The organism is Roseateles sp. GW821-FHT09G09, assembly GCF_059415965.1.
Genome location: NZ_JBWKOG010000002.1, coordinates 829561 through 853961, shown reverse-complemented (window position 1 = coordinate 853961; position 24401 = coordinate 829561). Strand labels below are relative to the sequence as shown.

General features: G+C 69.3%; 27 protein-coding genes and 1 other RNA gene. 15 read left to right on the top strand and 13 right to left on the bottom strand.

Annotated elements, in window-relative coordinates; genetic code table 11:
* A partial coding sequence (gene dnaX, locus AC07O8_RS08590) for a DNA polymerase III subunit gamma/tau (protein ID WP_495047598.1) occupies positions 1–1502 on the bottom strand: 1502 nt, incomplete at its 3' end.
* 107 nt (positions 1503–1609) lie between these two features.
* On the opposite strand from dnaX, the gene AC07O8_RS08585 reads away from it, so the two are divergent.
* Positions 1610–2734, top strand: a complete 1125-nt coding sequence (locus AC07O8_RS08585) for an AIR synthase-related protein (RefSeq protein ID WP_495047597.1) — start codon at positions 1610–1612, stop codon at positions 2732–2734.
* Positions 2735–2794: 60 nt separating this feature from the next.
* Here AC07O8_RS08585 and AC07O8_RS08580 read toward each other — a convergent pair whose 3' ends face one another.
* Together AC07O8_RS08580 and AC07O8_RS08575 are read right to left on the bottom strand one after the other, a co-directional pair.
* On the bottom strand, positions 2795–3193 hold the full coding sequence (locus tag AC07O8_RS08580) for a hypothetical protein (RefSeq protein WP_495047596.1): 399 nt from the start codon (positions 3191–3193) through the stop codon (positions 2795–2797).
* Positions 3194–3196: 3 nt separating this feature from the next.
* The gene (locus AC07O8_RS08575; protein WP_495047595.1) at positions 3197–3724 is read right to left on the bottom strand and encodes a hypothetical protein; all 528 of its coding nucleotides are present in this window, start codon (positions 3722–3724) and stop codon (positions 3197–3199) included.
* Positions 3725–3933: 209 nt separating this feature from the next.
* On the opposite strand from AC07O8_RS08575, the gene AC07O8_RS08570 reads away from it, so the two are divergent.
* Both AC07O8_RS08570 and AC07O8_RS08565 read left to right on the top strand, forming a co-directional pair.
* Entirely contained in the window at positions 3934–4311 is a 378-nt protein-coding gene (locus tag AC07O8_RS08570) for a SirB2 family protein (protein WP_495047594.1), read from the top strand.
* A gap of 129 nt (positions 4312–4440) precedes the next feature.
* A complete protein-coding gene (locus tag AC07O8_RS08565) occupies positions 4441–5226 on the top strand; it encodes a class I SAM-dependent methyltransferase (protein WP_495047593.1) in 786 nt (261 codons plus the stop codon).
* On the opposite strand, the gene AC07O8_RS08560 is transcribed toward AC07O8_RS08565, so the two are convergent.
* Together AC07O8_RS08560 and AC07O8_RS08555 are read right to left on the bottom strand one after the other, a co-directional pair.
* Positions 5216–6121, bottom strand: a complete 906-nt coding sequence (locus AC07O8_RS08560) for an alpha/beta hydrolase (RefSeq protein ID WP_495047592.1) — start codon at positions 6119–6121, stop codon at positions 5216–5218. The genes AC07O8_RS08565 and AC07O8_RS08560 overlap by 11 nt on opposite strands.
* A gap of 10 nt (positions 6122–6131) precedes the next feature.
* On the bottom strand, positions 6132–6563 hold the full coding sequence (locus AC07O8_RS08555; protein WP_495047591.1) for a hypothetical protein: 432 nt from the start codon (positions 6561–6563) through the stop codon (positions 6132–6134).
* A 293-nt stretch (positions 6564–6856) separates the two neighbouring features.
* Between AC07O8_RS08555 and ffs the strand changes: the two genes are divergently transcribed.
* Positions 6857–6954: signal recognition particle sRNA small type (gene ffs, locus AC07O8_RS08550), an RNA gene on the top strand.
* 193 nt (positions 6955–7147) lie between these two features.
* Here ffs and AC07O8_RS08545 read toward each other — a convergent pair.
* Positions 7148–7639, bottom strand: a complete 492-nt coding sequence (locus tag AC07O8_RS08545) for a phage tail protein (protein ID WP_495047590.1) — start codon at positions 7637–7639, stop codon at positions 7148–7150.
* 134 nt (positions 7640–7773) lie between these two features.
* On the opposite strand from AC07O8_RS08545, the gene AC07O8_RS08540 reads away from it, so the two are divergent.
* Positions 7774–8277 (top strand): DUF1810 domain-containing protein, encoded by a 504-nt coding sequence (locus AC07O8_RS08540; protein ID WP_495047589.1) that lies wholly within the window; start codon positions 7774–7776, stop codon positions 8275–8277.
* 15 nt (positions 8278–8292) lie between these two features.
* Here the strand turns inward: AC07O8_RS08540 and AC07O8_RS08535 are convergent, their stop codons facing one another.
* Entirely contained in the window at positions 8293–8469 is a 177-nt protein-coding gene (locus tag AC07O8_RS08535) for a hypothetical protein (protein WP_495047588.1), read from the bottom strand.
* A gap of 69 nt (positions 8470–8538) precedes the next feature.
* On the opposite strand from AC07O8_RS08535, the gene AC07O8_RS08530 reads away from it, so the two are divergent.
* The 4 genes from AC07O8_RS08530 (at position 8539) to AC07O8_RS08515 (ending at position 12475) form a co-directional block, all read left to right on the top strand.
* Positions 8539–9345, top strand: a complete 807-nt coding sequence (locus AC07O8_RS08530) for an AraC family transcriptional regulator (RefSeq protein WP_495047587.1) — start codon at positions 8539–8541, stop codon at positions 9343–9345.
* A gap of 162 nt (positions 9346–9507) precedes the next feature.
* The gene (locus tag AC07O8_RS08525) at positions 9508–10137 is read left to right on the top strand and encodes a LysE family translocator (RefSeq protein ID WP_495047586.1); all 630 of its coding nucleotides are present in this window, start codon (positions 9508–9510) and stop codon (positions 10135–10137) included.
* A gap of 176 nt (positions 10138–10313) precedes the next feature.
* Positions 10314–11048, top strand: coding sequence for a MerR family transcriptional regulator (locus AC07O8_RS08520; RefSeq protein WP_495047585.1), 735 nt, complete (start codon positions 10314–10316; stop codon positions 11046–11048).
* Positions 11045–12475, top strand: coding sequence for an MFS transporter (locus AC07O8_RS08515; RefSeq protein WP_495047584.1), 1431 nt, complete (start codon positions 11045–11047; stop codon positions 12473–12475). The genes AC07O8_RS08520 and AC07O8_RS08515 overlap by 4 nt, the downstream gene beginning before the upstream one ends.
* A 7-nt stretch (positions 12476–12482) precedes the next feature.
* Here AC07O8_RS08515 and AC07O8_RS08510 read toward each other — a convergent pair whose 3' ends face one another.
* Positions 12483–12986: a winged helix-turn-helix transcriptional regulator gene (locus AC07O8_RS08510; RefSeq protein WP_495047583.1), complete on the bottom strand. Its 504-nt coding sequence runs from the start codon at positions 12984–12986 to the stop codon at positions 12483–12485.
* A gap of 220 nt (positions 12987–13206) precedes the next feature.
* On the opposite strand from AC07O8_RS08510, the gene AC07O8_RS08505 reads away from it, so the two are divergent.
* The 4 genes from AC07O8_RS08505 to AC07O8_RS08490 all read left to right on the top strand — a co-directional run bounded on the left by AC07O8_RS08505 (position 13207) and on the right by AC07O8_RS08490 (position 18643).
* Positions 13207–14400, top strand: coding sequence for an HlyD family secretion protein (locus AC07O8_RS08505; protein WP_495047582.1), 1194 nt, complete (start codon positions 13207–13209; stop codon positions 14398–14400).
* Positions 14397–16040, top strand: a complete 1644-nt coding sequence (locus tag AC07O8_RS08500) for a DHA2 family efflux MFS transporter permease subunit (RefSeq protein ID WP_495047581.1) — start codon at positions 14397–14399, stop codon at positions 16038–16040. Before AC07O8_RS08505 ends, AC07O8_RS08500 begins: the two co-directional genes overlap by 4 nt.
* An 87-nt stretch (positions 16041–16127) precedes the next feature.
* Positions 16128–17660, top strand: a complete 1533-nt coding sequence (locus tag AC07O8_RS08495) for an efflux transporter outer membrane subunit (RefSeq protein WP_495047580.1) — start codon at positions 16128–16130, stop codon at positions 17658–17660.
* Positions 17661–17701: 41 nt separating this feature from the next.
* On the top strand, positions 17702–18643 hold the full coding sequence (locus tag AC07O8_RS08490; RefSeq protein ID WP_495047579.1) for a DMT family transporter: 942 nt from the start codon (positions 17702–17704) through the stop codon (positions 18641–18643).
* 46 nt (positions 18644–18689) lie between these two features.
* Here AC07O8_RS08490 and AC07O8_RS08485 read toward each other — a convergent pair whose 3' ends face one another.
* The 4 genes from AC07O8_RS08485 to AC07O8_RS08470 form a co-directional block, all read right to left on the bottom strand.
* Entirely contained in the window at positions 18690–19109 is a 420-nt protein-coding gene (locus AC07O8_RS08485) for a hypothetical protein (protein ID WP_495047578.1), read from the bottom strand.
* Positions 19110–19250: 141 nt separating this feature from the next.
* The gene (locus AC07O8_RS08480; protein ID WP_495047577.1) at positions 19251–20078 is read right to left on the bottom strand and encodes a glycosyltransferase; all 828 of its coding nucleotides are present in this window, start codon (positions 20076–20078) and stop codon (positions 19251–19253) included.
* A 72-nt stretch (positions 20079–20150) separates the two neighbouring features.
* A complete protein-coding gene (locus AC07O8_RS08475; protein WP_495047576.1) occupies positions 20151–21548 on the bottom strand; it encodes an FAD-containing oxidoreductase in 1398 nt (465 codons plus the stop codon).
* A 75-nt stretch (positions 21549–21623) separates the two neighbouring features.
* Positions 21624–21875 (bottom strand): hypothetical protein, encoded by a 252-nt coding sequence (locus AC07O8_RS08470; RefSeq protein WP_495047575.1) that lies wholly within the window; start codon positions 21873–21875, stop codon positions 21624–21626.
* 87 nt (positions 21876–21962) lie between these two features.
* On the opposite strand from AC07O8_RS08470, the gene AC07O8_RS08465 reads away from it, so the two are divergent.
* Entirely contained in the window at positions 21963–22775 is an 813-nt protein-coding gene (locus AC07O8_RS08465) for an AraC family transcriptional regulator (RefSeq protein WP_495047574.1), read from the top strand.
* A gap of 55 nt (positions 22776–22830) precedes the next feature.
* Here AC07O8_RS08465 and AC07O8_RS08460 read toward each other — a convergent pair whose 3' ends face one another.
* Positions 22831–23517, bottom strand: coding sequence for a substrate-binding periplasmic protein (locus AC07O8_RS08460; RefSeq protein ID WP_495047573.1), 687 nt, complete (start codon positions 23515–23517; stop codon positions 22831–22833).
* Between the two features lie 327 nt (positions 23518–23844).
* Between AC07O8_RS08460 and AC07O8_RS08455 the strand changes: the two genes are divergently transcribed.
* Positions 23845–24258, top strand: coding sequence for a response regulator (locus AC07O8_RS08455; protein WP_495047572.1), 414 nt, complete (start codon positions 23845–23847; stop codon positions 24256–24258).
* Positions 24259–24401: the final 143 nt, after the last annotated feature.

The following is a 24401-nucleotide window of genomic DNA, read 5'->3' as shown; positions in this document are numbered from 1 at the left end:
GCAGGCGCCTCCGCAGGCGGCGGCGCGCGGGGCGGTTCGGCGGCAACAACGGGCGCGGGGGCAGCGACCGGCTCCGGCGCGCGCGCCGGGGCTGGCTCGGGCTTCGGATCAAGCGCAGATCCGGCAACCGCCGGCGACGCCTCAGGCGGCGTCACCGCGGGCGATGAAACCACTGGCGCCGCTGCGGGCGCTTCCGCAGGCTCGGGTTCGGGATCAGGTGCCGCCGCGTCGGCGATGCGCGGCACGGCGGGCGCCGGAGCCGGCGCGACCGGCGCCGCCACAGCGGCTTGCGATGTTGGCTGCGATACCGGTTGCGGACGAGCCACCGGCGCGGCGCTCACGGCCGGCGCCGGCGCGGCACGTGCGGTGCCTTCGGTCGCCGACGGCTGACGCGCGCCCTGCCCGTTCGGCCGGAACGCCATCATGCGCAGCAGGACCATGGTCAGGCCGGCGTACTCGTCCGGCGCCAGCGGCAGTTCCTGGCGTCCGTGCAGCGCCATGCTGTACATCAGCTGGACTTCGTCGGCCGGCAACTGGCCGGCCAGCGGCAGCAGCTCGGCGAGGTCGGGATCGCCCGCATCGAGCGCACCCGGCGCCGCCTGCGCGATCGCCAGGTGCTGCAGCGCGACCGCCAGATCCTCGAGCGTGCCGCCCGCCGACAGGCCCATGTCGCGCAAGCGGTCCGACGCGCCGACCAGCGCGGCGCCATCGCCCGCGATCAGCGCGTTCAGGATGCCCAGCACATGGCCGCGATCGACGCTGCCCAGCATCTGGCGCACGCCGGCTTCCTTGAGCTCGCCGGAACCGAAGGCGATCGCCTGGTCGGTCAGCGACAGCGCATCGCGCATCGAGCCGCGCGCGGCGCGCGCCAGCAGACGCAGCGCGCCGGCCTCGTTCGGAACGCTTTCGTTGGCGAGCACGCGCGTCAGGTGCTCCAGCACCGTCTGCGGCGCCATCGGACGCAGGTTGAACTGCAGGCAGCGCGACAGCACGGTCACCGGCACCTTCTGCGGATCGGTCGTCGCCAGCACGAACTTCAGGTACTCGGGCGGCTCCTCCAGCGTCTTCAGCATCGCGTTGAAGGCGGTGTTCGAGAGCATGTGCACTTCGTCGATCATGTAGACCTTGAAGCGCCCGATGACCGGCTTGTAGACGGCCTGGTCCAGCAGCTGGGAGATCTCCTCCACGCCGCGGTTGGAGGCGGCGTCCAGCTCGACGTAGTCGACGAAGCGGCCGGCGTCGATGTCGCGGCAGGCGTCGCAGACGTTGCAGGGCTGGGCGGTGATGCCGCCGGTGCCGTCCGGGCCGACGCAGTTCAGCGACTTGGCCAGGATCCGGGACACCGAGGTCTTGCCGACACCGCGGGTGCCGGTGAACAGGTAGGCGTGGTGCAGGCGCTGCTGCGTCAGCGCGTTGGCCAGGGCCTGGACGACGTGTTCCTGACCCATCAGCTCCTCGAACGTGCGGGAGCGGTACTTGCGTGCGAGGACCTGGTAGCTCATGGCGAAGCATTCTACGGGGGCGGTCTCCACCGACCGGACCGTCCGCGGGCGGAGCGCGTCCGGGTTTGTCAGGAGAGTCAGTCAGCGCTGACGGATAATCCGCGCCCATGAGCACCCCGCACGATCCCTCCTCCGGCACGCTGAGCTACGAACAGGCCGGCGTCAACTACGACCTGATCGACCCGCTGAAGATCAGCGCCCAGCGCGCCGCGGCCGCGACCGCCGGCCACCTGAGCGCCCACGGCTTCACCGAGGTGAAGGCGTCGCGCGGCGAGTCGGCGTACGTCGTCGACGTGGGTCCGTTCTACATCGCGTCCATCGTCGAGTGCCTGGGCACCAAGACGCTGGTGGCCGACGAGATGGCCACGCTGACGGGCAAGAGCTATTACGACGGCATCGCGCAGGACACGATCGCGATGGCGGTGAACGACCTGATCACCGTCGGCGCGACGCCGCTGGTGGTGCAGGCCTACTGGGCCGCGGGCGGCTCGGACTGGTTCGGCGACGCGCAGCGCGCGCAGGCGCTGGTGGCCGGCTGGAAGAAGGCCTGCGACGTCTGCCAGGTGGCCTGGGGCGGCGGCGAGACACCGGCGCTGGCCGGCATCGTCGAAGGCGGCCGCATCGACCTGGCGGCGTCCTGCACCGGCCTGATCAATCCGAAGGAACGCCTGTCGGTGGGCGACAAGCTGGGCGCGGGCGACGCGATCGTGTTGCTGGCCTCGTCGGGCATCCACGCCAACGGCCTGAGCCTGGCGCGCAAGCTGACGGAGCGCCTGCCGCAGGGCTACCTGACCGAGGTGCAACCGGGCCTGAGCTATGGCGACGCGCTGCTGGCGCCGACGGCGCTGTACTCGCCGGTGACCGAGGCGCTGTACAAGGCGGGCATCACGCCGCATTACTGCGCCAACATCACGGGCCACGGCTGGCGCAAGCTGCTGCGTCACCCGGGCAAGTTCACCTACCGCATCCACACGGTGCCGCCGGTGACGCCGGTGCTGAAGTTCATCCAGGACCACGCGCAGCAGGATGACCGCGAGGCCTATTCGACGCTGAACATGGGCGCGGGTTTCGCGATCTTCGTGAAGGCGGAACAGGCGGCCAAGGTGGTGGAGATCGCCAAGGCCTGCGGCATCGATGCGTGGGACGCGGGCCGCGTCGAGGACGGCGAGAAGCAGCTGCTGATCGAGCCGCTGGACATCCGCTTCGGGGACGATGATCTGCAACTGCGCTGAGCGGGGTCAGGTCTGAAGGGAACGAAGGGCGCTGCGGCGCCCTTCGTTGTTCCTTCGTGCTCAATGCGAATCGGCCAGAACGCCCAGCGCCGTTCGATACCTGATCCGGCCCGCGATTCGATTCAAGGCGGCCCGAGTACGTCGACATGTTTTCAACGCCTCAACGCTCTGGCGCATGGAGACCTTGAGATTCGTCTTGTAGTCCGCAACGTTCCGCTGCCGCCGCAACTGTCGCAGACCATCCGCGACCTCCCCCTCTCCGCACTCGACGTAATGCTTCCAAGTATCAAAATGCGCCGTCGGACTTTCGTCGTCGATATCCGCCAAGTCTCGCGCAAACAGGAAGACACCGTAGTACGCGCGGGAGATGACACTTCGCGCGCTGGCCTCGTCTTCCAGTGACGAGAGGTGCTCTGCCACGTCGATGACCTCTTCTGGATTGAAGACTTGGATCCGCATGTCTCAACCCCACTCCGATACATGGCGGTCCTCGAAGGGGCCTGCCCTGAAGGACACCATCACGACGTCGTACGAGGGATGCAGGAGAGGCGATGCGCGACACCTGTCGCGGAACGTGTCCATCATTTGATCCTCATCGTCGGAGACCGCCTTGTCGAATCCCCAGACCAGGAACCAGGGGAGGCGCTCTTGGGTATCCATGTCGTGATAGATCTCCACGCTGATCTGCCGATCACCGACGCAGTGCACCAATTCCTCGGCCAGGCGATCCAGATCGGCGTGGGACACCGCCCGATATCGATTGCAGTACCAAGCGAGGATGTCCGCGTAGTCCTCGGTTCCTCGCAGCGCCTGCAAGTTGTAGGGCCACTCGTGCGGTGAGCACGGATCCATGCACGGTCGGAACTGGTAGGGCGCCTGCCCCTTGCTGTAGACCCAGACAAACCTCTGGCTCGGCCAAGGGCACTCCGCCTTGGGCACCGCAGACCCCACAGGCGGCGTCACCTCCTCAAACTCGACTCGATTCAACATCGTCACTGCCTTTCGACCATCGACCCACGTCGATGCAATGCGCTCATTCTCGAAATCGAAACGCGTTCTGCCATGACTCAAAGTTGTGGGCGGCGGGGGATGTGGAGAGGGCCCTCTTCCGGGGGAAATCGGAGGACTTGCCGAGCGCCCTGCCCGCCTCGCGTTCCCCAGGTTGACATCCCCCCGTCGGGTGGCGAAGCTCCCCGTTCATGGATTGGTTCTACAGCCCGATGGTCAAGATGCATGCGCTGCTGGCGTGGTGCAGCATCGGGTTGTTCCTGGTCCGCGGGCTGGCGCATCAGTTCGGCGCCGCGTGGGTGACGGACGAGCGGCTGCGCACGCTGGTGTTCAGCAGCCACGTGCTGATCGTCGTGTCCGGCCTCAGCCTGTGGGGGGCGCTGCACCTCGACCCGCGCTACGAGACCTGGATGACGGCGAAGTTCATCGCGCTGGGGATCTACTTCGCGACCGGGCACTGGGCCTTCGGGCGCGGGGAGTTCCGCCTCCTGGGCTACGTGCTGGCGCTGGTGGCGCTCGCGTATGTGATGGCGGTGTCGGTGACGCGCCAGGTCTTGCTCGGGTTGTGAAGCGACGTCGATGGGAGATGACGCTGATGACGCTGATGACGCCGACGAGGCCGACGAGGCCGACGAGGCCGATCACGCCGATGACGCGGGCTTGACGCGCATCCCTCGGGCGGGGCGTAGGATCGTCCGATGCCTTCGAACACGACCATCCACGACGCCGCCCAGCGCGGCTACACGAGCGCCTCCGACCACTACCAGCGCGGTCGCCCGGAGTACCCCGAGGCCCTCACCGGTTGGCTGGACGAGGCGCTCGGCGTCCGGGCGGGCGCGCGGGTCGTCGACCTCGGCGCGGGCACCGGCAAGTTCACCAAGCTGCTGGCGCGCACCGGCGCGACGGTGACGGCGGTGGAGCCGGTCGACGCGATGCGCGCGCGGCTGTCGGAAAGCCTGCCCGGCGTGCGGGCGCTGGCCGGCACCGCGGAAGCCATCCCGCTGACCGACGTTGAGGCCGACGTGCTCGTCTGCGCCCAGGCCTTCCACTGGTTCGCGAACGCGCAGGCGCTGCGGGAGATGCATCGCGTGCTGCGCCCCGGCGGGCGGCTCGGCCTGATCTGGAACGTGCGGGACGAATCGCGCGACTGGGTGGCCGAGATCACCGAGATCGTCACCCCCTATGAGGGCGACGCGCCGCGCTTCTACAAAGGCACGTGGAAGCAGCCTCTCGAGGGACAGACGCTCTTCGGGCCACTGCAGCGGACGGTGCTCCCGCACAGCCATGTCGGATCGTTCGAGCAGGTGGTGCTCGACCGCATCCTGTCGGTGAGCTTCATCGCGACGCTGCCGGAGGCGGAACAGGCGCTGGTCGCCGATCGGCTGCGCGCGCTGAAGGATCGCTACGCGGAACTGCGCGAGCCGACGATCGCGTTCCCTTACGCCACCGAGGCCTGGCTCGCGGAGCGGCTCGTCACGGCGTGAACGCCGCCGCGCCGGCGGCGACGCAGGTGGGATTGTCCAGGCGGCTGGCGAGGAAGGCGGAGATGCGCCTTGTGTAGTCCTCGGGCGCGAAGTCGAACAGGTCCACGTGAGCGGCACCCGGCACCATCCACAAGGACTTGGGTTCGGCGGCGGCGGCGAAGAGCCGCTGCGTCTCCGCGGCAGGGGTGTGGCGGTCGTTGCTGCCGGCGATCACCAGCAGCGGCGCGTGCAGCTCGGCGATGTGATCGATCGGCCGCAACTGCTGCGCGGTGATGTCGAGCTGGAGCGGCAACTGCGACAGCAGCAACGGCGACAGTCCGCCGGCCCATCCGCCGAGGTGCAGCTTGAGCCGGTCGGCGACCGCGTCCTCGATGGTCGGGTACATCGACTCCAGCACCGCGGCGTCGATCCGCGGCCGGCCGCGCGCGAGCACGGTCGACGCGGCACCCAGCGACACGCCGATGACCGCGCGGCGCTCGCAGGGGACTTCCTTGGCGAGGAACTCGAGCGCGGCGACGACCGCTTCCGACTCGCGCCAGCCGAAGGTGATGGCGGTGCCGCCGCTTTCGCCGTGGCCGGGCAGGTCGATCAGCAACGCGCCGCGCCCCTGCCGATGCAGCAGTTGCGCGCGTTGCAGCATCTGGCGGCGGTCGCCGCGCACGCCATGCAGCAGCAGGACGGCGCCAAGGCCGGGACGACCGGGGCTCCACCACCCCGACACGAGCACGTCGGAGGTCGTCACCAACTGGATCTGTCGCGCCTGCAGCACGGGCGGCGGCGCGCCGATCGCGCGGAAGGCGGGCGCGGCGAGTTCCCGGCCGGCGAGCCAGAGCACCCCGGCGCCGAGGACGGCGAGCGCCGCGATCACGAGGAGGATCCGCGCCAGCCGTCTCATCGGCATCCGATCAGACCAGCTTCCAGCCGGCCAGCCAGAGTTGGTGGACGGCGGCGGCGTGGAGTTCGCGGCGCAGCGCGGCGGGACGTTCCCCGGGCCGCGAGACGCGCGGTGCGCTGAGCCACTGCGGGCCGACTTCGCGCGAGAAGCGGGCGCGACCATGGCGATCGGCGCGCAGCAGCGCGAGGCGCCAGGCGGCGTTCAGGCGCCGGGCCTGGCCGTCGTCGGCGAGCGGACCGATCCAGTCGTCGGCCTGGAGGCGGTGTGCGGCCTTGAGCAGTTCGAGGTCGGACGGGAAGCGGGAGAACTCGGCAACCGGTTCGCCCCAGGGATCGCGCAAGGTGCGCGGTGCCTGGACGGGCAAAGTGTTGGCCGTGGTGGAGGTGCGAGCGGCGCGGCGGCGGGACAGCAGCGAGTCGAACTGGGCCAGACGAGCGGACATGAAAAAACTCCGAGAGCCCACAGAGATCACCGGCGTTTGCCGGCCCGGGGGCAGTCGGAGCCGCAACGCTTTAGCCGCATTTGTTGATCGCCCGCAAGTAGTTGGTAAATCGGCGATGGCACAGGAGGGCTGGCGCCCGCGAGGTCCGGAACGGATTTAACCACAGGCGCCGGGCTTGAGTCGACGCCGGCGCGGCGTTGTTCGCACGCGGGTCGCACGGGGCGCTGCGATGGAGGGCGCAATCGAGGGTGGCTCGCCCGGAGCCCCTCGAAAGCTCGGATAGAATGCGAGGTGACGGGCCTCCTCGCATGGAAGCGCGGCCAACCGGGTCAGATGGGGAACCAAGCAGCCCTAACCGTTGTGACCAGTGCCGAGGGTAAGGCTCGTCAACCTCATTCAAGTGAAAACCGCCGGGAGGCGGTTTTTTCGTTTGTGGGCACTGACGACGGGACGCCTGGCTGCATCAAGATGCATTCCCCGAGAGGCGAACGTGGCACCGGTGAGTGCGGGGCCCCGACCCCGCTCCTTGAAGGTCTTCGCGCATTTCCGAGGGGCGCGCGACTCGTTCTCGATGCGGCGTTTCTTCAGTTGAGGTCGCCCGTGTAAATCAGGTAGTACACATAGACGTTGGTGGGCCTGGTTTCAGTGCTCTTGGAGCCGTCCACAGCCGTGCCAGTCACTCCGTTGCCGAGATTGGCGAGATAAACGCCGTAGTCGCCAGAAGAGTGGTAACCGTTTTGTTGGCCCAGTTGATGCGTATGGTCCTCAAAGCAGTAACCTTGAACGGTTCCCACCTCTGCACCACTGTTTCCACCCGGCGCCTGCGGCACTCGATAGACGGCGTCCGGATCCACACCCGCTCCGTCGTCCACGCCTCGCAGAAATCTTCCGCGCAGGTCGGGCACATTGAACAAGTTGTCGCCCTGCGAACCAAACGCCGTGCCGATAGAGGCAAACAGCCCTGGATATTGGGCGCTGGCGTATGAGGATCCGTCGCAATAGAGCCAGTTGTTTGGAACGGCTTCAGGATCACCGACAAAACTGATGATCGACCCAGGAAGAAGGTTGGTAGACATGGCGTCCTCAAACGGTTGGGGAAATGACTTCAATGAGAAGTGCTTTGGCGTTGCGGATGATTGCCCGGCAACAAAGTCACCCTATCGATCGCCACCGTCGAGGGCCATCAGTCAATTGCTGAGATGGGTCCTCGATGTGTCCCCAACCTCCTTTTCATATCGAGGCGGTCCAGATCGGTGCCCGCAGGCAGGCCTTTCCAAGTGACACTTGTGAAATGTCTGAAAGCTTCGATCTGCAGCGCTTTTGCGCAGCACAAACTTCCCAGGTCACCGACGTCGTCGCGGAACTGAAACGCGGCCGCAAGCTCAGCCACTGGATGTGGTACTTCTTCCCCCAGCTTCGCGGTCTGGGCGTCAGCAGCACGGCGCAGTTCTATGGGATCGAGTCGCTGGACGAAGCTGTCGCTTATCTGGACCATGAAGTGCTAGGGCCGCGCCTGCGCGAATGCGTGGCGCTGATGAACACCCACCGCAACAAGACCGCCGAGCAGATCCTGGGCGTCGTGGACGCGATGAAGTTCCGCTCATCGCTGACGCTCTTCGCGAAGGCGTCGGGCGACGAGGCCGTGTTCATTGAAGCGCTCGATCGCTACTTCGGTGGTCAGCCGGATCAGCGCACGCTGGATTTACTCGCCTAGCCGGCGAGCGCCGCTTCACGGCGTCGGTTCCGCCGCCGGCGTCTTCACGACGTCTTCCGACGGGTATGGCTGCAGCCAGGCGACGGCCACGTTCCACAGCGCCAGCACCACGAAGGCAGAGACTGGCACCGCCGCCAGCTGCACGATGTTGGCAATACGAAGCGAGGTCGGCGTGAGCGGAGGAACCAGCAAGGGCGTTGAGGCCGCAGGATTATGCGTGCCTCGGCCTTGCTAGAGTCACGGCATCCCGCACGTCGCGCCATGCCCGCCTTCACCCGCCTCCCCTGCCCGCTGCCCGGCATCGACATCGTCAGCGCCGACAGCGCGAGGGCGTTCCCGCGCCACATCCACGATGAATTCGGCATCGGCCGCATCGATCGCGGTGCGCAGAAGACCACCAGCGGCCGCGGCATGGTCCAGTCCGTCGCCGGCGACGTCATCACGGTCAACCCGGGCGAGGTCCATGACGGCCTGCCCCTCGGCGACCACGGACGCGCATGGCGGATGCTGTACCTCTCGCCCGACGTGGTCGGCGGCCTCGTCAACGACATCGCCGAAGGCCGCGGCACCGGGAACGTCGAGTTCCATCTCCCCACGCTGCACGACGACCGCGTCGCGGGTCGCTTCGAAGCGCTCTTCCGCGCGATGGCGGCCACGCCGCTGGACGCCGCCGACACGCTCCATGTCGACGGCGCGCTGATCCTGCTGTTGCAGTCGCTGCTCCAGCCGCGCGCGGCCGACCTCCCCGCGATCCCCGCAGGCATCGCGATCGCCCGCTCGCGCCTCGACGACGACCTCACCGCGCCCGTCAGCCTCGCGGACCTCGCGCGCGACGCCGGCCTCAGCCGCTTCCAGTTCCTGCGCAGCTTCACCCGCGCCACCGGGCTGCCGCCTCATGCCTACCTCGTGCAGCGCCGCCTGCAGCACGCGCGCCGGCTGATCGCCGTGGGAACGCCGCTCGCGGATGCCTCCGCCGCCAGCGGCTTCTTCGACCAGAGCCATCTGACGCGCCACTTCGTCCGCTGCTTCGGCATCGCGCCGGGCGCGTACGCCGCCGCCCTTCGCTGAGTCCTCGCCGAGCTCCTCGCTGAGTGCTTCGTTGAGCCCACTAGGTTGACTCGATGTGGCCAAACGCGACGGGCAGACGGCCCCGCCTGCAATTTCATCCAAGACGCGCCGCCAGCGCGCGCCGACGATCCCCTCCCCGCCTTCACCGCACCGAGGTCCGTCGTGCCCTTCTCCTCGCTCTCGAATCCCGAGTTCCTGATCACCTCGCTGATCGTCGTCGCCTCGCCCGGCACCGGCGCGCTGGTGACGCTCGCCGCCGGCCTGTCGGGCGGCGCTCGTGCCTCGCTCCACGCCGCCCTCGGCTGCACGATCGGCATCGTTCCGCACATGCTGGCCGCGATCACCGGCCTGGCCGCGCTGCTGCACGCCAGCGCCCTCGCCTTCGACGCGGTGAAATACGTCGGCGTCGTCTACCTGCTCTACATGGCCTGGATGTCGCTGAAGGAGCGCGGCCCGCTCGCCGTCGACGCCGACGGCCCGCCACGATCCGCGCGCGAGATCGTCTCCCACGCGGCCCTCGTGAACCTGCTCAACCCGAAGCTCTCGATCTTCTTCCTGGCCTTCCTGCCGCAGTTCATCGCCCGCGACGAGCCGCAACCGACGCCGCTGATGATCGAGCTCTCCCTCGTCTTCATGGCGATGACCTTCGCGGTGTTCGCGGTCTACGGCGTCTTCGCCGCCGCGATGCGCGACCGGGTGCTCACGCGACCGCCGGTGCTGCGCTGGATGCGCCGCGGGTTCGCGGCCGCCTTCGTGGGCCTGGGCGTGAAGCTCGCGTTGGTCCAGCGTTGAGCAGGCATTGAGAACACCGGCAGCGGCGCTTCAGGCGAAGCATCGACGAGGCATCGACAAGGCATCGACAAGGCGGCGGCGAAGCAACGCTTGACCCTCACGTCACGTGAGGCTTCATCATCGCGTCCATTGCCACGACTCCCTCGCCGATGCACCGATCGGCGCGGCCCCGCTTCATGGACTACACCGTCGGCGATCTCGCCAAGCGCAGCGGACTGACCGTCCGCACGCTCCACCACTACGAGCAGCTCGGGCTGCTCGTGCCCTCCACGCGCACCGACAGCGGTTATCGGCTGTATGGGGAGGCCGACGTCCGCACGCTGCATCGCATCCTGGCCTACCGCCAGATGGGCCTGGCGCTGAAGGACATCGGTCCGCTGCTCGCGCCCGACGCGGCACCGCCGTTGCGGGAGCTGCTGGCGCGTCAGATCGCCGTGGTGGAGGCGGAGGTCGCGGAGCAGCAGCGCCTGCTCGAGATGCTGCGGCGCGTCGAACGGCGCGCGGTCGAAGGCGCTGAAGACACCGAGGACCTGTTGCAGCTCATCACCGCCCAGCAGATCCTGCAGCGCCACTACTCGGACGAGGAGATGACGCGGCTTCGCGCCCTGCAGGATGCGATCCCGCGCGAGGTGCTGGAACAGCTGAAGATCGAGATTCCCGCGCTCCTCACGGCGTTCCGGGCCGCCAGGGACGCACGGCAGCAGGACCCCGACGCGCTGCTCGCCCTGGCGCGGCGTTGGCTGGCGATGGAACGTCTCGTTCCGGTGGACGACGAACTCCGCCGCAAGGGCCGGGAGATGCTGGGCACCGACACGGGCTTCCAGCAGATGAGCGGCATCGATCCCGGCTTGGCCCGGTTCATCGACGACGCGGTGGCCGCGGCCAAGGCGGCGGACGGAGACGACGCATGAGCACCGCGATCTCGCCTGATCCCCTCGACACGGAAGCGACCGCAGCTGCGACTGCAACTGTGACGGCGCCCTCGCCCCGCCTCTTCGCCGATCGCAATGTCAGGTGGCTGGCCGGCGGTGGACTGGTCTCGATGCTCGGCGATCAGTTCACGCTGCTGGCGCTGCCCTGGCTCGTGCTGCGCCTCACCGGCGATCCGCTCGCGCTGGGCACGGTGCTGGCCGCGATGGGGCTGCCCCGCGCGCTGCTGATGCTGATCGGCGGCGCCGTCGTCGACCGCCACGCACCGCGCCGCGTGCTGCTGGTCACGCGCCACGCCAGCGCGGTCCTGCTCGCGGCGCTCGCAGCGCTGGTGGCCAGCGGCCATGCATCGCTCGTGATGATCCACATCTTCGCCGTGGCTATCGGCATCACGACCGCGTTCTCCCATCCCGCCGCGAGCGCCCTGGTGCCGAGCTCGGTCCCGCCGGCGCTGATCCAGCCCGCCAACGCGCTGCTGATGTCGATGCAGCAGATCACGATGCTGATCGGCCCGCTGCTGGGCGCTGCGCTCATCGCGGGGAGCGGGAGCCACCTTGGCGGCGCCGACGCCGGGGGGCGGGATGTGGCGGGCCTCGCCTGGGCCTTCGGACTGGATGGCCTCAGCTTCGCCGTGGCCGCGCTCACGCTGCTGCCGGCGAAGCCCTGCGGGGCAACAGCGACGACGGCCAGCCCGTCTGCCGCCGGCGCGAACGATGCAGCCTATACCTTCGGTGCCGCCAGTGCCGCGGGGTCCGCCGGTTCCGCGCAGGCATCCGCCGCCAGCGCGCCCTCGCTCATGGCCTCGATCGCCGAAGGCCTGCGCGCCCTGTGGAGCGATCCGCTGCTTCGCGCGCTGTGCGTGTACGTGACGGCCATCGGGCTGCTGGTGGCCGGTCCGTTGCAGGTCGCCTTGCCGGTGCTCGTCCAGCGCCAACTCCACGGCGATGCCACGACGCTCGGTCTCCTCACCGCGGGTCACGGCGCCGGCATTCTCGTCGGGCTCTTGCTGGCGGGTCGCTTCGCCGGCGGGCGGATCGCCGCGCTGGGCTCGCTCGGCACGACCGTGCTCCTGATCGACGGCCTGGCGGGACTGGTCTTCATCGTCCTCGGACAGACCTCGCACCGTTGGGAAGCCGTCGCCCTGCTGGCGCCGATCGGCGCCATGGCCGGCTTCGTGCAGGTCGCGGTGATGAGCTGGATCCAGCGTCGCGTGCCGCCTCGCATGCTGGGTCGGACGATGTCCGTGCTGCTCTTCCTCATCCTGGGCTTGTCGCCGCTGTCGTCGGCGCTGGCGGGCTACCTGCTGCGCATCGTGTCCACGCCAGTCATGTTCGCGGCCTGCGGCCTGGCGATGATGGTCGTCGCCGCGATCGGCGCGATCGCGCTGCCGATGCGGCGCATCGACTGAAGCCCCCTCAGCCGGCCGCGCCAGCGGTCGGCATCGCGCCGTCGAAGTCGAACAGCTCCACCTTCTTCGGCTGCCCCGAGCGCCGCTCGACCTTGTGCTGCGGCCCGATCGCCTTGCCGGTGCGGGCGTCGATGAGCTTGAGTTCCACCGGCTCACCGGTCTCCGTGTCGATCAACCGCACCGGCTTGTTCTTCAGCGCCGCGTGCTTGTTGCCCCAGGTCAGCAGCGCCAGCATCACCGGCCGCAGGTCGCGACCCCGCGGCGTCAACACGTACTCGTAGCGCGGCGGCTTGTCGCTGTAGAGCCGCTTCTCGAGCAGCTCCCGCTCCACCAGTTCCGCCAGCCGGCGCGTCAGCGTGTTGGACGCGATGCCCAGTTCGGTCACGAACTCGTCGAAGCGGTGATGCCCGTAGAACACCTCGCGCAGGATCAGCATGCTCCAGCTGTCGCCCAGCATGTCCGTCGCCCTCGCGACCGGACAGGCCATGTCTTCAAAGCTCGTGCGGCGCATCGGGGGTCTCCTTGTCAGTGCCGGCGTCGGCGCCGCCGCGCCCGATCGGCGCGACGGCGGTCGGCCGTCCCGCGATTCTCACTGACTTTCATCATGGAAGTTACTTGACGAATCAGGAACAGTGCATTCCACGCCACGTGACTTCCATGATGAAAGTGACTTTCCTATAGTCCGCTCCATCGCTCGCCACCCGGCGGGTCCTCGATGCCGGAGTCCTTCCATGACCGCTTCAACGCCTTCCGCGCCCGCCGCCACGCCGGCCGCCGCCTCGTCCCGCCGGGCCCTCGGTCGTGCCACGCTGAAGTGGGCCGTGCTGACCGCCGCCGTGCTGGGCGCCGTCGCGTACGGCGCGCACTGGTGGACGGTCGGCCGCTTCCATGAAGAGACCGACGACGCCTACGTCGGCGGCGACGTGACCGTGATCGGCGCCAAGGTCACGGGCTACATCACCGAGCTGCCAGTCACCGACAACCAGTTCGTCCACGCCGGCGACCTGCTTGCACGCATCGACAGCCGCGACTACCAGGCCGCACTGCAACGCGCCATCGGCGCGGTGGAGGCGCAGGACGCCGCGATCGCCAACCTCGGCGCCTCCGCCGCGCTGCAGCAGGCGGTGATCGCGAAGACCCGTGCCGGCATCGACGCCGCCTCGGCTGAAGAGCAGCGCGCGCGTGACGACTTCGCGCGCTACAAGGACCTCGTCGGCCGCGCGGCCGTGTCGGTAGAAAGCAGCCAGCGCGCCGAGGCGAACTTCAAGACCGCGCAGGCCGGTTCCGCCCGCGCCCGCGCGGAGCAGCAGGCGGCCGAGCGCCAGCTCGACGTCATCGCCACGCAGAAGCGCCAGGCGCAGGCGGCGCTCGCCCAGGCAAAGGCCGAACGCGACATCGCCCAGCTCAACCTGGGCTACACCGAGCTGCGCGCGCCACGCGACGGCTACATCGGCAATCGCAAGGCGCGGCTCGGCACCTACGTCGGCGTCGGCACGCCGCTGCTGTCGGTGGTGCCGGCGCAGGGCCTGTGGGTCGACGCGAACTTCAAGGAAGACCAGTTGGCCCGCATGACCACCGGCCAGCCGGTGAGCATCCGCGCCGACGCCTGGCCCGGCGTCGTGCTGCACGGCACGCTCGGCAGCCTCGCTCCGGCGACCGGCGCCCAGTTCAGCGTGCTGCCCGCCGAGAACGCCACCGGCAACTTCACCAAGATCGTCCAGCGCGTGCCGGTGCGCATCCAGCTCGATCCCGCGGACGATCGCCTCGGCCGGCTACGCCCGGGCCTGTCCGTCGTCGTCGAGATCGACACCAACCACGCCGGCGCCGGTACCAGGAGTGCCACCGCGGAGGCGCCCCGAAGCGCCGCCAAGGCGACCACGGGCTCGGCCACGGGCTCGACTACAGCAACGGCGAGCGTGCAATGAGCGCCGCCCTCGCCCCGGCGGACGGCGGGGCGCCGCCGTCCGCTTCACCGCGCAAGCGCCCGCCCTTCTGGTCCGACATCGTCATCCCCATCGAGCAGTTGACGACCCGCGACAAGGTGCTGGCTTTCGCGACGATGTGCGTGGGCATGTTCATCGCGCTGCTGGACATCCAGATCGTCTCCGCCTCGCTGCGCGACATCGGCGGCGGCCTGTCGGCGGGCGCGGACGACACCACGTGGGTGCAGACCAGCTACCTGATCGCCGAGATCATCGTGATCCCGCTGTCGGGCTGGCTCGCGAGCGTGATGTCCACGCGCTGGCTCTTCGCAATCTCGGCACTGGGCTTCACGCTGACCAGCCTGCTCTGCGGCCTGGCCTGGAACATCCAGAGCATGATCGCCTTCCGCGCGCTGCAAGGCTTCATGGGCGGCTCCATGATCCCGATGGTCTTCACCACCGCGTTCATGTACTTCAGTGGCAAGCAGCGCGTGATCGCCGCCTCCACCATCGGCGCGATCGCGTCGCTGGCGCCGACGCTCGGTCCCGTCGTTGGCGGCTACATCACCGACGTGCTGTCCTGGCAGTGGCTGTTCTACATCAACCTGCTGCCGGGCCTGGTGGTCACCGTCGTGGTGCCGTTGATGGTCCGCGTCGACAGGCCCAACCTGTCGCTGCTCAAGGGCGCCGACTATCTGTCGATGGTGCTGCTCGCGGCGTTCCTGGGCTGCCTGGAGTACACGCTCGAGGAAGGCCCGCGCTGGAACTGGTTCAGCGACTCGACCATCATCGCCACTGCGTGGATCGCCGGCGTGACGGGCATCGCCTTCATCGCCCGCAGCCTGACGCACCCGCATCCGATCGTCGACCTGCGCGCGCTCAAGGACCGCAACTTCGCGCTGGGCAGCCTGTTCTCGTTCATCACCGGCATTGGCATCTTCGCCACCATCTACCTGACGCCGCTGTTCCTCGGGCGCGTGCGCGGCTACGGCGCGCTCGACATCGGGCTGGCCGTGTTCTCGACCGGCGTGTTCCAGGTGATGTCGATCCCGCTCTACGCCTTCCTCGCGAGCCGCTTCGACCTGCGCTGGATCCTCTTCGTCGGGCTCTCGCTCTTCGCGATCTCGATGTGGGAGTTCGCGCCGATCACGCATGACTGGGGCTCGCACCAGCTGCTGCTGCCGCAGGCGCTGCGCGGCATGGGTCAGCAGCTCAGCGTGCCGCCGGTGGTGACGCTGGCGCTCGGGGCGCTGCCGCCGGCGCGGCTGAAGTTGGCCTCGGGCTTGTTCAACCTGATGCGCAACCTCGGCGGCGCCATCGGCATCGCCGCCTGCGCCACCATCCTCAACGACCGCACCAACCTGCACTTCCAGCGTCTGGCCGAGCATCTGAACACCAGCAACGAGGCGATGACTCAGTTGCTAGCCTCGACCGGCGCATCACTGTCCGCCGCGACGCCGTCCGGCGACGCCGCCACCGCCGCGCTGCGCCAGCTCTGGTCGCTCACCTACCGAGAGGCGCTGACGATGACCTTCGCCGACGCCTTCCTGATCGTGATGGGCTGCTTCGTCGTCGCACTGGTGTTCGTGCCGATGCTGCGCAAGATCGCGCCACCGGCCGCGCCCTCCGCCGACGCGCATTGATGCCGTGGATCTCCACGGTCCGCCGCCCTCGCCTGTCCCGCCCCTCCTGACCCCTCTCGAACCCCTCGACTCCCTGGGAGACCCGCCATGGCGCGCCTGCACGCCGCTTTCCTCCGCCCGCTGATGCGGCTCGCGCCGCTGGCGCTCGCGGCCTTCCTCGCCGCCTGCGCGCAGATGCCCGGGCCGGGCGAACGCCCGCGCGCGCTGGACGATCACTTCGCCGGGCAAGCCCTGATCGCGCAGCATCAGGACGGCGCGGCGCCGGCCACGCTCAGCACCTGGTGGCAGGACTTCGACGATCCGTCGCTGACCGCCATCGTGCAGCGCGCGCTCGATCAGAACCTGGACCTCGCCGTCGCGCTGGCGCGCGTCGAGCAGGCGCGCGCCGCGGCGCAAGGCGCCGGCGCGCTGCGACTGCCGCAAGGTTCGGTGCAGGGTCAGGTGCTGAGCCAGCGCCAGTCGCTGAAAAGCCCCGAAGGATCGCTGGCGCGCGGATTCCCCGGCTACGACCGCAACCAGATGCTGCAGACACTCGGCGTGGGCGCGAGCTGGGAAGCGGACCTCGCCGGCGGCCTGCGCCAGGGGGAGGCCGCCGCCGTCTCCGAATGGCAGGCCGCCGAGGCCGCGCGCCTGGGCGCACGCGTGACCGTCGCGGCCGAGGCGTCCGATGCCTACTTCCGCGTCCGCGGCGCGCAGGCCCGCATCGAGGTCGCCGAGGCCCACCTGCGCACGCAGTCGCAATTGCTGCAACTGATCCAGGATCGCTTCCAGGGCGGGCTCGCCGCGCAGCGAGAAGTTGCCGAGGCGCAGGCGCTCCAACTGCAGGCGCGCGGCACGCTGCCGCCGCTGCGGGCCGAGCTCGCACAGCAGCAACATCGCCTCGACGTGCTGATGGGCGAGCAGGCCGGCACCTCGGCGGCGACGCTGACCGCGCCACAGCAATCCTCGCCGTCCTCGCCCGCCTCGCATTCATCGTCGTCTTCGCCGTCCTCGCGGGCTTCCACGTACCGAGTCCCCTCGCTGCCCGGCGATCTGACGCCCGCGACGCTGATGCGCCGCCGTCCCGACGTCATCGCCGCGGAACGCCAGCTCGACGCCAGCCAGGCGCGCATCGGCGTTGCGACGGCCGAGTACTACCCGCGCCTGACGCTGGGCGGCGTGCTCGGTGCGTCCAGCCTGCACGGCGGGCTGTTCAGCTCGGAGGCCTTCCAGCCTCAGGCGCTGCTCGGCCTGCATTGGCGGCTGTTCGACTTCGGCCGCGTCGACGCCGAGGTCGCGCAGGCACGCGGCGTGCGGGCGGAGGCGCTCGCGCAGGTGCGCCAGCGCATGCTGCGCGCGACCGAGGACGTCGAGAACGCGATCGTCACGCTCTCCGAGCTGGAGCTGCAACGCGGCGACCTTGCGCAGGAGGTCCGTGCGCACCAGGTAGCGCGCGACGCCGCCGAGGACGCCTACAAGGGCGGCGCGGCCAGCCTGATCGAGGTGCTGCAGGAGGACCGGCTGCTGCTCGCCGCGCGCGATCAGCTCGCGCAGCTGGACGCGAACCACGCACGCGCGGCGGTATCGGCCTTCCGGGCCTTCGGCGGCGGCTGGGACGCTGCGGAAAACCCGACGCGCTAGCCGCCCGGTCCACGGCGTGGCCTCGTTAGCATCAGGGCTCTATGAGCACGCCGCCCGCCTCGTCGCCATCGACGTCACCGTCGCCCAAGGTCCCCACCCCGTCCGCGCACGGCGCGGGCGGAGCCGGCGGCCTGCTGCCCCTGCTCTTCGTCGCCGTCTGGAGCACCGGCTTCATCGGCGCGAAGTTCGGGCTCCCGGACGCCGAGCCGCTGACCTTCCTGTCCTGGCGCTACGCGGCGGTCATCGCGCTGATGCTGCCTGTGGTGATGGTGCTGCGCGCGCCCTGGCCGCGCTCGATGGCCGCCTGCATGCACATCGCGGTGACGGGCCTGCTGGTGCACGGCGTCTATCTGGGCGGCGTGTTCACCGCGATCGGGCATGGACTGCCGGCGGGCATCACCGCCCTCGTCGTCGGCCTGCAACCGCTGGTCACGGCGCTCGGCGCGCGCGCGTTCCTCGGCGAACGCATCGACCGGATGCAGTGGCTGGGCCTGGCGCTGGGCTTCCTGGGCGTCGGACTCGTCGTCGCGCAGAAGATCGCGGCCGTCCCCGGCAATGCGCTGCTGACGATGCTTCTGCCGGCCGCGATTGCATTGATCGGCATTACCGCCGGCACGCTCTACCAGAAGAAATTCTGTCCGTCCTTCGACTTGCGCACCGGCTCGATCATCCAGTTCGTGCCCAGCCTGCTCGTCACCGCCGCGCTGGCCGCGATGACCGAGACGATGCAGGTGCACTGGACCGGCCAGTTCGTCTTCGCGCTGGCGTGGCTGGTGCTCGTGCTGTCGCTGGGGGCGGTCAGTCTGCTGAACGTGCTGATCCGCCGCGGCAGCGCGGTCAACGTCGCCAGCCTCTTCTACCTGACGCCGCCGACGACCGCGCTGATCGCCTGGGCGCTGTTCGGCGAGACCTTGAGCGGCCTCGCGATGGCCGGCATGGCGCTGGTCGCCATCGGCGTGTGGCTCGCGCGCCGGACGCGATGAAAAAAGGCGGCCACGCGGGCCGCCTTTCCTGGGGATGACAGCGGGATCAGTTGCGGTCGGCGCGTGCCGGCAGCGTACTGTCGGTCGTGGTCGTCGACATGTCGGTCGACGAGGTGCCCGCAGCCGGGGCGCTCATCGGCATCGGATCAGTCTGCGTGCGGACGTTGGGGTCCTGACGCTGCTCGGTGGTCGCATTGTTGCCGTTGTTCTGGCTGCTCGTGGCCGGCTGGCTGTTGCGCATGTCCGTCGCAGTCGCCGGTTGGCCCGTGCTCGGATTGGCGGCCGGCGTCGCGGGCGGCGCCTTGTTCTGGTCGTTGTTGTTGGACAGCGGATCATTGGTCTGATCGCGCGCGCCGACGGAGCCGGAGCTGCCGCCCTGGCCGCCGCTCTGGGCGTGAAGGAAGCCGACGCCGGAAGCCAGCGCAATCGCCATTGCCACGGTGGTGATCTTGGAACGGGGGTTCATGGTGGATCTCCTGGATGATGTGGATGGAAGGTCTTGCCGGGGGCCCGCCACTTGGTTCGCCATGCGTCCTATCGCATCTTGAGCCGTCGCAGCACCCTTGCAAGGAAAGACTGGCAATCCCGATGCCCGCTGGCTTCCCGATCACCCCTTGACCGTCGCGGTCTGCGCCGTCGAAGGCTCGAGTTCATCGAGCACGGCGCGGATCGCGACCGGCGCGCCGGAGGCGATCGGCATCACCAGCTCCTGCGCCAAGGGCTGCGCGAGCGCGCGGGCCTGCGCCGCACCGCGCGACTCCGCCGGCGTCGCGAGGCGTCGCAGGCGTTGCCCGATGGCATCGAGGCTCTCGGCCGCCGCTTCGTCGTCGTCTTGCGCGTCGAAGGGATCGAGGCTGATGCGGTCGGATGAGAGGCCGAGTCCCAGCGCGTGGAAGTAGCTCGCCTCGGTCACGACGCTGAGTTGGCTGGCGATCAGGCGATGGACTTCCAGGTCCGGCATGTCCAGCTGCAGGCCCTGCACCGTCGCAAGCACCGGCGTGCGCGTGATGCCGCCGGCAAGGCCCGCCAGGCGATGCGCGTTCGGGAGATGCGCATGCAGCACCGCCGCCTGCTTGTTGCGGATGAGCCCGATGAGCACCTGGATCGCGTGCCACGGCGGATCGTCGGGCATGGCGACGATCACGGTGTCGGCGCCCAGATCGCGCAACCGTTCCGCGTACGGTCCATCGGCGGGACAGACGACGGTGAAGCGCAGGTGGCCGCCGGGCCCATGCCGCTGCACGAGTCGCTCCACCAGCCGGGTCGCGCCGAGCCGATCCGACGCGGACGCGAGCGGGCACGCCTCATCGGGCGTCTCGTCCGAGGGCACGGCGCCGACGATCTCGACGATGTGCAGCGATGGCACGGGATTCGCTGTCGTCACGGCAGAGAGCGTCGGCGTCGCGCCGGGGCGTCGTTGTGCAGGGCGGTCCATCGCGAGCCTCTTCAAACCGCACCATGCGGTGACTATGCATGGCAAGGCTCATACCCGCGAGGGCCCTGGCGATCACAGAGGCTTCAACGACTGCAGCACGGTCGGGAGAAGTTCGCTCACCGTCGGGTGGATGCGCACGCCGCCGGCGGTGACGTCGGTGTACGGTCGCCTGGCCGCGATGACGTCGAGCAGCGATTGCACCGCCTCGTCGCCGTCGACGCCCAGCACCATCGCGCCGAGGATCGCCTTCGATGTCGCGTCGACGAGGATCTTGATGAAACCCTCGGTCTCGCCCTTCTCGATGGCCCGGCCGACGCGCGTCATCGGCCGCGTGCCGATCAACGCGGGGCGGCCGCTCGCGCGCACCTCCTGCTCGCCGAGACCGATGCGCGCCAGCGGCGGGTCGGTGTACAGCGCGTAGGTCACGACGCGGTCGCCGACGCCGCGATCGGCGCCGTCGAAGAGATTGGCCGCCGTGACCTCGAAGTCGTTCCACGACGTGTGCGTGAAAGCCCCGCGGCCGTTGCAATCGCCCAGGGCCCAGATGTGCGGCACGCTGCTGCGGAGCTGGTCGTCCACGACGATGTTGCCGCGCTCGTCCACGCGCACGCCGGCGCGGTCCAGGCCCAGGTCGTCGGTGTTGGGCTTGCGGCCGGTCGCGATCAGCACGTGGCTGCCGCGGACCTCGGGCTCGCCGGTCTGGCAGTTGACCTGGACGGCGACGCCCTCCTCCGCCGGCGCGAGCTTCACGCATTCGGCACCGGTGCGGATGGTCAGGCCTTCGCGTTCGAGGATGCCGCGCAGGGCTGCGGAGACATCGGCGTCCTCGCGCGGCACGAGCCGCGGACCGCGCTGCACGACGGTCACCTCGGAGCCGAATCGCCGGAACATCTGCGCGAACTCCAGCCCGATGTAGCTGCCGCCCACGACGACGAGATGCCGAGGAAGTTCCTGAAGCTGCATGATCGACGCGTTGGTCAGCCAGGGCACGGTGTCCAGGCCCTCGACACCCGGCTGCGCGGGGCGTCCGCCGACGTTGATGAAGAAGCGCTCGGCGCGCAGGCGACGCCCGTCGACGTTGACGGTGTGCGCGTCCTCGAAGCGTGCATGGCCCATGACGAGCTCGACCTTGGCCATGCCACGCAGCCATTTCTCGACGCTGTCGCGCGACTGGCCGGAGATGCGGTCCTTGCGCGCGATGACGGCCGGCAGGTCGATGCCGAGCGGCTCCGGCACCCGGACGCCCCAACGGGCGGCTTCGCGGACGACCCAGGCGGCATGGGCGCTGGCGACCATCGCCTTGGTGGGGATGCAACCGGTGTTGACGCAGGTGCCGCCGACGCGCGAGCGCTCGACGACGGCAACGCGCCAGCCGGCCTGCGACATGCGCTCGGCCAGCGGGGGGCCGGCCTGGCCGGCCCCGATGACGACGGCATCGAAGGCGTCGGGAGACTGGAGGGATTCACTCACGGCGACGCTCCTGGAGAGGGATCGTCGCGGAGTCTGCCATCGTCGCGCGGCGCGTCAATGCGCACCTGCTCTGCATCAATGCGCGTCGAGCAACGCGCGCAGCCCTTCGTCGCGGACGTCCAGGACGTCGAACAGTCCCAGCTCGCGCAGCGCGGGCAGCGCTTCCACGATGTCGCGTTCCGCATCGGCGCGGCGGTGGGCATCGACGGCGGGATCCCCCCACGCCTTCGCATTGACGAGGAACGCGCCGACGGTGCCCTTGCGGATCACGGTGCCGTTGCGTTCGATCTGGTTCTGCCCGTCGGGCAACATGTCTTGCGCCTTCATGCGTCTGCTCCTGGTGGTGAAAGGATGGACGGATCGTAGGCAGCGGCGCCTGGCCTGGGTACGGCATCCAGGACATAAGATAGTCCGATGACGCCACGACGATCCGCTCCACCCCGACGCGCGAAGTCCTTCGACATCGCCGCCCATGCGGATTCGCTGCTGCTGCGCGCGGTCGAGCAGACCTCCGTCGACGGCCGCTCGACGCGTCGCCATCGGCATGCGAGCGGACAGATGCTCGGCGCGATGCAGGGCCTGCTCACGGTCGACGTCAGCGACGCGCGCTGGGTCGTGCCAGCGACGCACGCGTTGTGGATCCCGCCGGACATCCCGCACGGCCTGCGCTCGCACGGCCCCTTCGCCGGCTGGAGCGTCTACGTCAGTCCCGAGGGCAGCGCAGCGTTGCCGGCGGAACCACGGATCGTGGCGGTGACCGGCCTGCTGCGCGAGGCGGTAGCGCGTGCGGCGACGTGGCCGGAAACCGCCCTCGCGCTCGACGCCGCGCAGACGCGGCTGGCAGGCGTGATCCTCGACGAGATCGCGGCCGCGGCGCCGGTCGCTCTGGGGCTGCCGATGCCTTCGGACCAACGGCTGCTCAAGATCGCCCGCGCGCTGTCGACCCGGCCGGACGACGAACGCCGGCTCGACGAATGGGCCGACTGGGCCGGCATCGCGCCGCGCACGCTCACGAGGCGCTTCGCCGGGGAAACCGGCTTCAGCTTCACCGAATGGCGCCAGCGCGTGCGCCTGCTGCGCGGGCTGGAGCTGCTCGCCGCCGGCAAACCGGTGACGGCGATCGCGCTCGAGCTGGGCTACGACAACGTGAGCGCCTTCATCGCGCTGTTCAAACGCACTTTCGGCGTCACGCCAGGGAAGTACGCCGGCCACGGGCCCGACCGCTGAGATCGGCTGGCCGCCGCGATCGATGGCGCCGAAAGGGCTGACGGCGCGGAGCCGATCAGGTCGCGCCGTGGCGCCGCCGGATCGCGGCCAGGGTGCCGCGCTGCTCCAGCACCTGGATCGCCTGGTCGATGCGGGCGAGATCGTGCTCATCGAGCCGTCGTCGGCTCAGCATCAGGCACACGGGCTGCACGCTGTGGCCGAAGGGCTGTCGCAGCAGGCGCACGTCCGAAGCGCGCGCCTGTGCGTGGACGTCCAGATCGTCGCCCAGGATCAGCGATGCGCGGCCAAGCCGCAGCATGTCGACGCCTTGGCGGGTCGTCTGGTAAGGCAGCAGCAGACCGGCGGCGCCGAGGCGTTGACGCCAATCCTCGAAGTCGGCACCGAGCCCTTGCGCGTCGACATGCAGCAAGGGGATGCGCCGTTGCAGCACCTGCTCGAACCCCTGCAGCCCGTCCAGGCGCGGATCGCGGCGATCGATGGCCGCGACCATGAAGGTTTCGTTGCGGTAGGGCCGGCTGTACATGACGGGCCGCTCGCGACCGGGCACCGGTGTCGCAGAGAAGATGACGTCGAACTGGTCGTTCAGCAGCTCGCGGAAGCGTCGCTTGCGCCATTGCGGCGAACCGCGGACCCAGCTGAGCTCGAACCCCGCCTGCCGGCAGATCGCCGCGAGCAGCTCCGCATCGAGCCCGCGCACGCTGCCGTCGGCGCCGGGTTCGAGGTAGGGCGGCCAGGATTCCACCAGGGCGCGCAGGACGCGCGGCCGCGCGCTCCCCCATACGGCGGGCCCCCAGCCGAATGCCAGGCCACCCACGACGGAGCGACGCCGGAGCCCTCGAACGGCGGACGGGCCGGATGAAGTCATTGCCTCTTTGAGAGCCATCGCGATGGGGATTCGAGCCAGTGTGCGCCTGGCTTCCGGTCGCCACAAGGCGGGGAGGACACGGGAGTCGACGACGCCCCTCGGATGGGGGCTGCTGGGGGATGGGGTCCAAAGAAAGTCACGTGGGCGCGCAACTGCTCGGTTTCCCATATGGTTTTGTCAATTCCAAAAGCGCAAAATTGATACATGAAAGTTGTTCTTGTCGAAGACTCCCCGCTGGTCCGCAAACATCTGTTGACGGCCCTGAAGGAACAGCCCTTCCTGTCGGTGGTCGGCCTGGCCGCCACCGAGGCGGAGGCCTTGTGCACCGTCGGGCTGACCCGGCCCCATGTCGTCGTGCTGGACCTGGCGTTGGCATCCGGCTCCGGGCTGGCGGTGCTGCGCAAGCTGCGCGGGGCCGGCTTCGGCGGAACCATCCTGGTGCTGAGCAATCGCGATTCGGAGGTCTACGGCCCGCTGTGCGTGCGCAACGGCGCGAACGCCTTCTACGACAAGGGCCGCGAGTTCGAACAGTTCCTCACCGACCTGAACATGCTGGCCGAAGCGCCCCGGCTGGCGGCCAGCCAACCGATGAGTTTGCGTTCGCTGCATATGCGCTGAGAACCCAAGCGCCCCTCTTCCCGGGCTCGCCACGGATCGCCGTCGAGAGTTTTGGAAGGGAGTGACGGAAACTGCCGCCAAGCTGCGCAGAAAAAAGAAAACCCGCTCTGGGCGGGTTTTCTAAGTGCTTGATCGAACAAGCT

Coding starts and splice junctions, on each gene's coding strand:
- AC07O8_RS08585 (WP_495047597.1), top strand. CDS start 1,610: ATGAGCACCCCGCACGATCCCTCCTCCGGCACGCTGAGCTACGAACAG.
- AC07O8_RS08580 (WP_495047596.1), bottom strand. CDS start 3,193: ATGCGGATCCAAGTCTTCAATCCAGAAGAGGTCATCGACGTGGCAGAG.
- AC07O8_RS08575 (WP_495047595.1), bottom strand. CDS start 3,724: ATGTTGAATCGAGTCGAGTTTGAGGAGGTGACGCCGCCTGTGGGGTCT.
- AC07O8_RS08570 (WP_495047594.1), top strand. CDS start 3,934: ATGGATTGGTTCTACAGCCCGATGGTCAAGATGCATGCGCTGCTGGCG.
- AC07O8_RS08565 (WP_495047593.1), top strand. CDS start 4,441: ATGCCTTCGAACACGACCATCCACGACGCCGCCCAGCGCGGCTACACG.
- AC07O8_RS08560 (WP_495047592.1), bottom strand. CDS start 6,121: ATGAGACGGCTGGCGCGGATCCTCCTCGTGATCGCGGCGCTCGCCGTC.
- AC07O8_RS08555 (WP_495047591.1), bottom strand. CDS start 6,563: ATGTCCGCTCGTCTGGCCCAGTTCGACTCGCTGCTGTCCCGCCGCCGC.
- AC07O8_RS08545 (WP_495047590.1), bottom strand. CDS start 7,639: ATGTCTACCAACCTTCTTCCTGGGTCGATCATCAGTTTTGTCGGTGAT.
- AC07O8_RS08540 (WP_495047589.1), top strand. CDS start 7,774: ATGTGTCCCCAACCTCCTTTTCATATCGAGGCGGTCCAGATCGGTGCC.
- AC07O8_RS08530 (WP_495047587.1), top strand. CDS start 8,539: ATGCCCGCCTTCACCCGCCTCCCCTGCCCGCTGCCCGGCATCGACATC.
- AC07O8_RS08520 (WP_495047585.1), top strand. CDS start 10,314: ATGGACTACACCGTCGGCGATCTCGCCAAGCGCAGCGGACTGACCGTC.
- AC07O8_RS08515 (WP_495047584.1), top strand. CDS start 11,045: ATGAGCACCGCGATCTCGCCTGATCCCCTCGACACGGAAGCGACCGCA.
- AC07O8_RS08510 (WP_495047583.1), bottom strand. CDS start 12,986: ATGCGCCGCACGAGCTTTGAAGACATGGCCTGTCCGGTCGCGAGGGCG.
- AC07O8_RS08505 (WP_495047582.1), top strand. CDS start 13,207: ATGACCGCTTCAACGCCTTCCGCGCCCGCCGCCACGCCGGCCGCCGCC.
- AC07O8_RS08500 (WP_495047581.1), top strand. CDS start 14,397: ATGAGCGCCGCCCTCGCCCCGGCGGACGGCGGGGCGCCGCCGTCCGCT.
- AC07O8_RS08495 (WP_495047580.1), top strand. CDS start 16,128: ATGGCGCGCCTGCACGCCGCTTTCCTCCGCCCGCTGATGCGGCTCGCG.
- AC07O8_RS08490 (WP_495047579.1), top strand. CDS start 17,702: ATGAGCACGCCGCCCGCCTCGTCGCCATCGACGTCACCGTCGCCCAAG.
- AC07O8_RS08485 (WP_495047578.1), bottom strand. CDS start 19,109: ATGAACCCCCGTTCCAAGATCACCACCGTGGCAATGGCGATTGCGCTG.
- AC07O8_RS08480 (WP_495047577.1), bottom strand. CDS start 20,078: ATGGACCGCCCTGCACAACGACGCCCCGGCGCGACGCCGACGCTCTCT.
- AC07O8_RS08470 (WP_495047575.1), bottom strand. CDS start 21,875: ATGAAGGCGCAAGACATGTTGCCCGACGGGCAGAACCAGATCGAACGC.
- AC07O8_RS08465 (WP_495047574.1), top strand. CDS start 21,963: ATGACGCCACGACGATCCGCTCCACCCCGACGCGCGAAGTCCTTCGAC.
- AC07O8_RS08455 (WP_495047572.1), top strand. CDS start 23,845: ATGAAAGTTGTTCTTGTCGAAGACTCCCCGCTGGTCCGCAAACATCTG.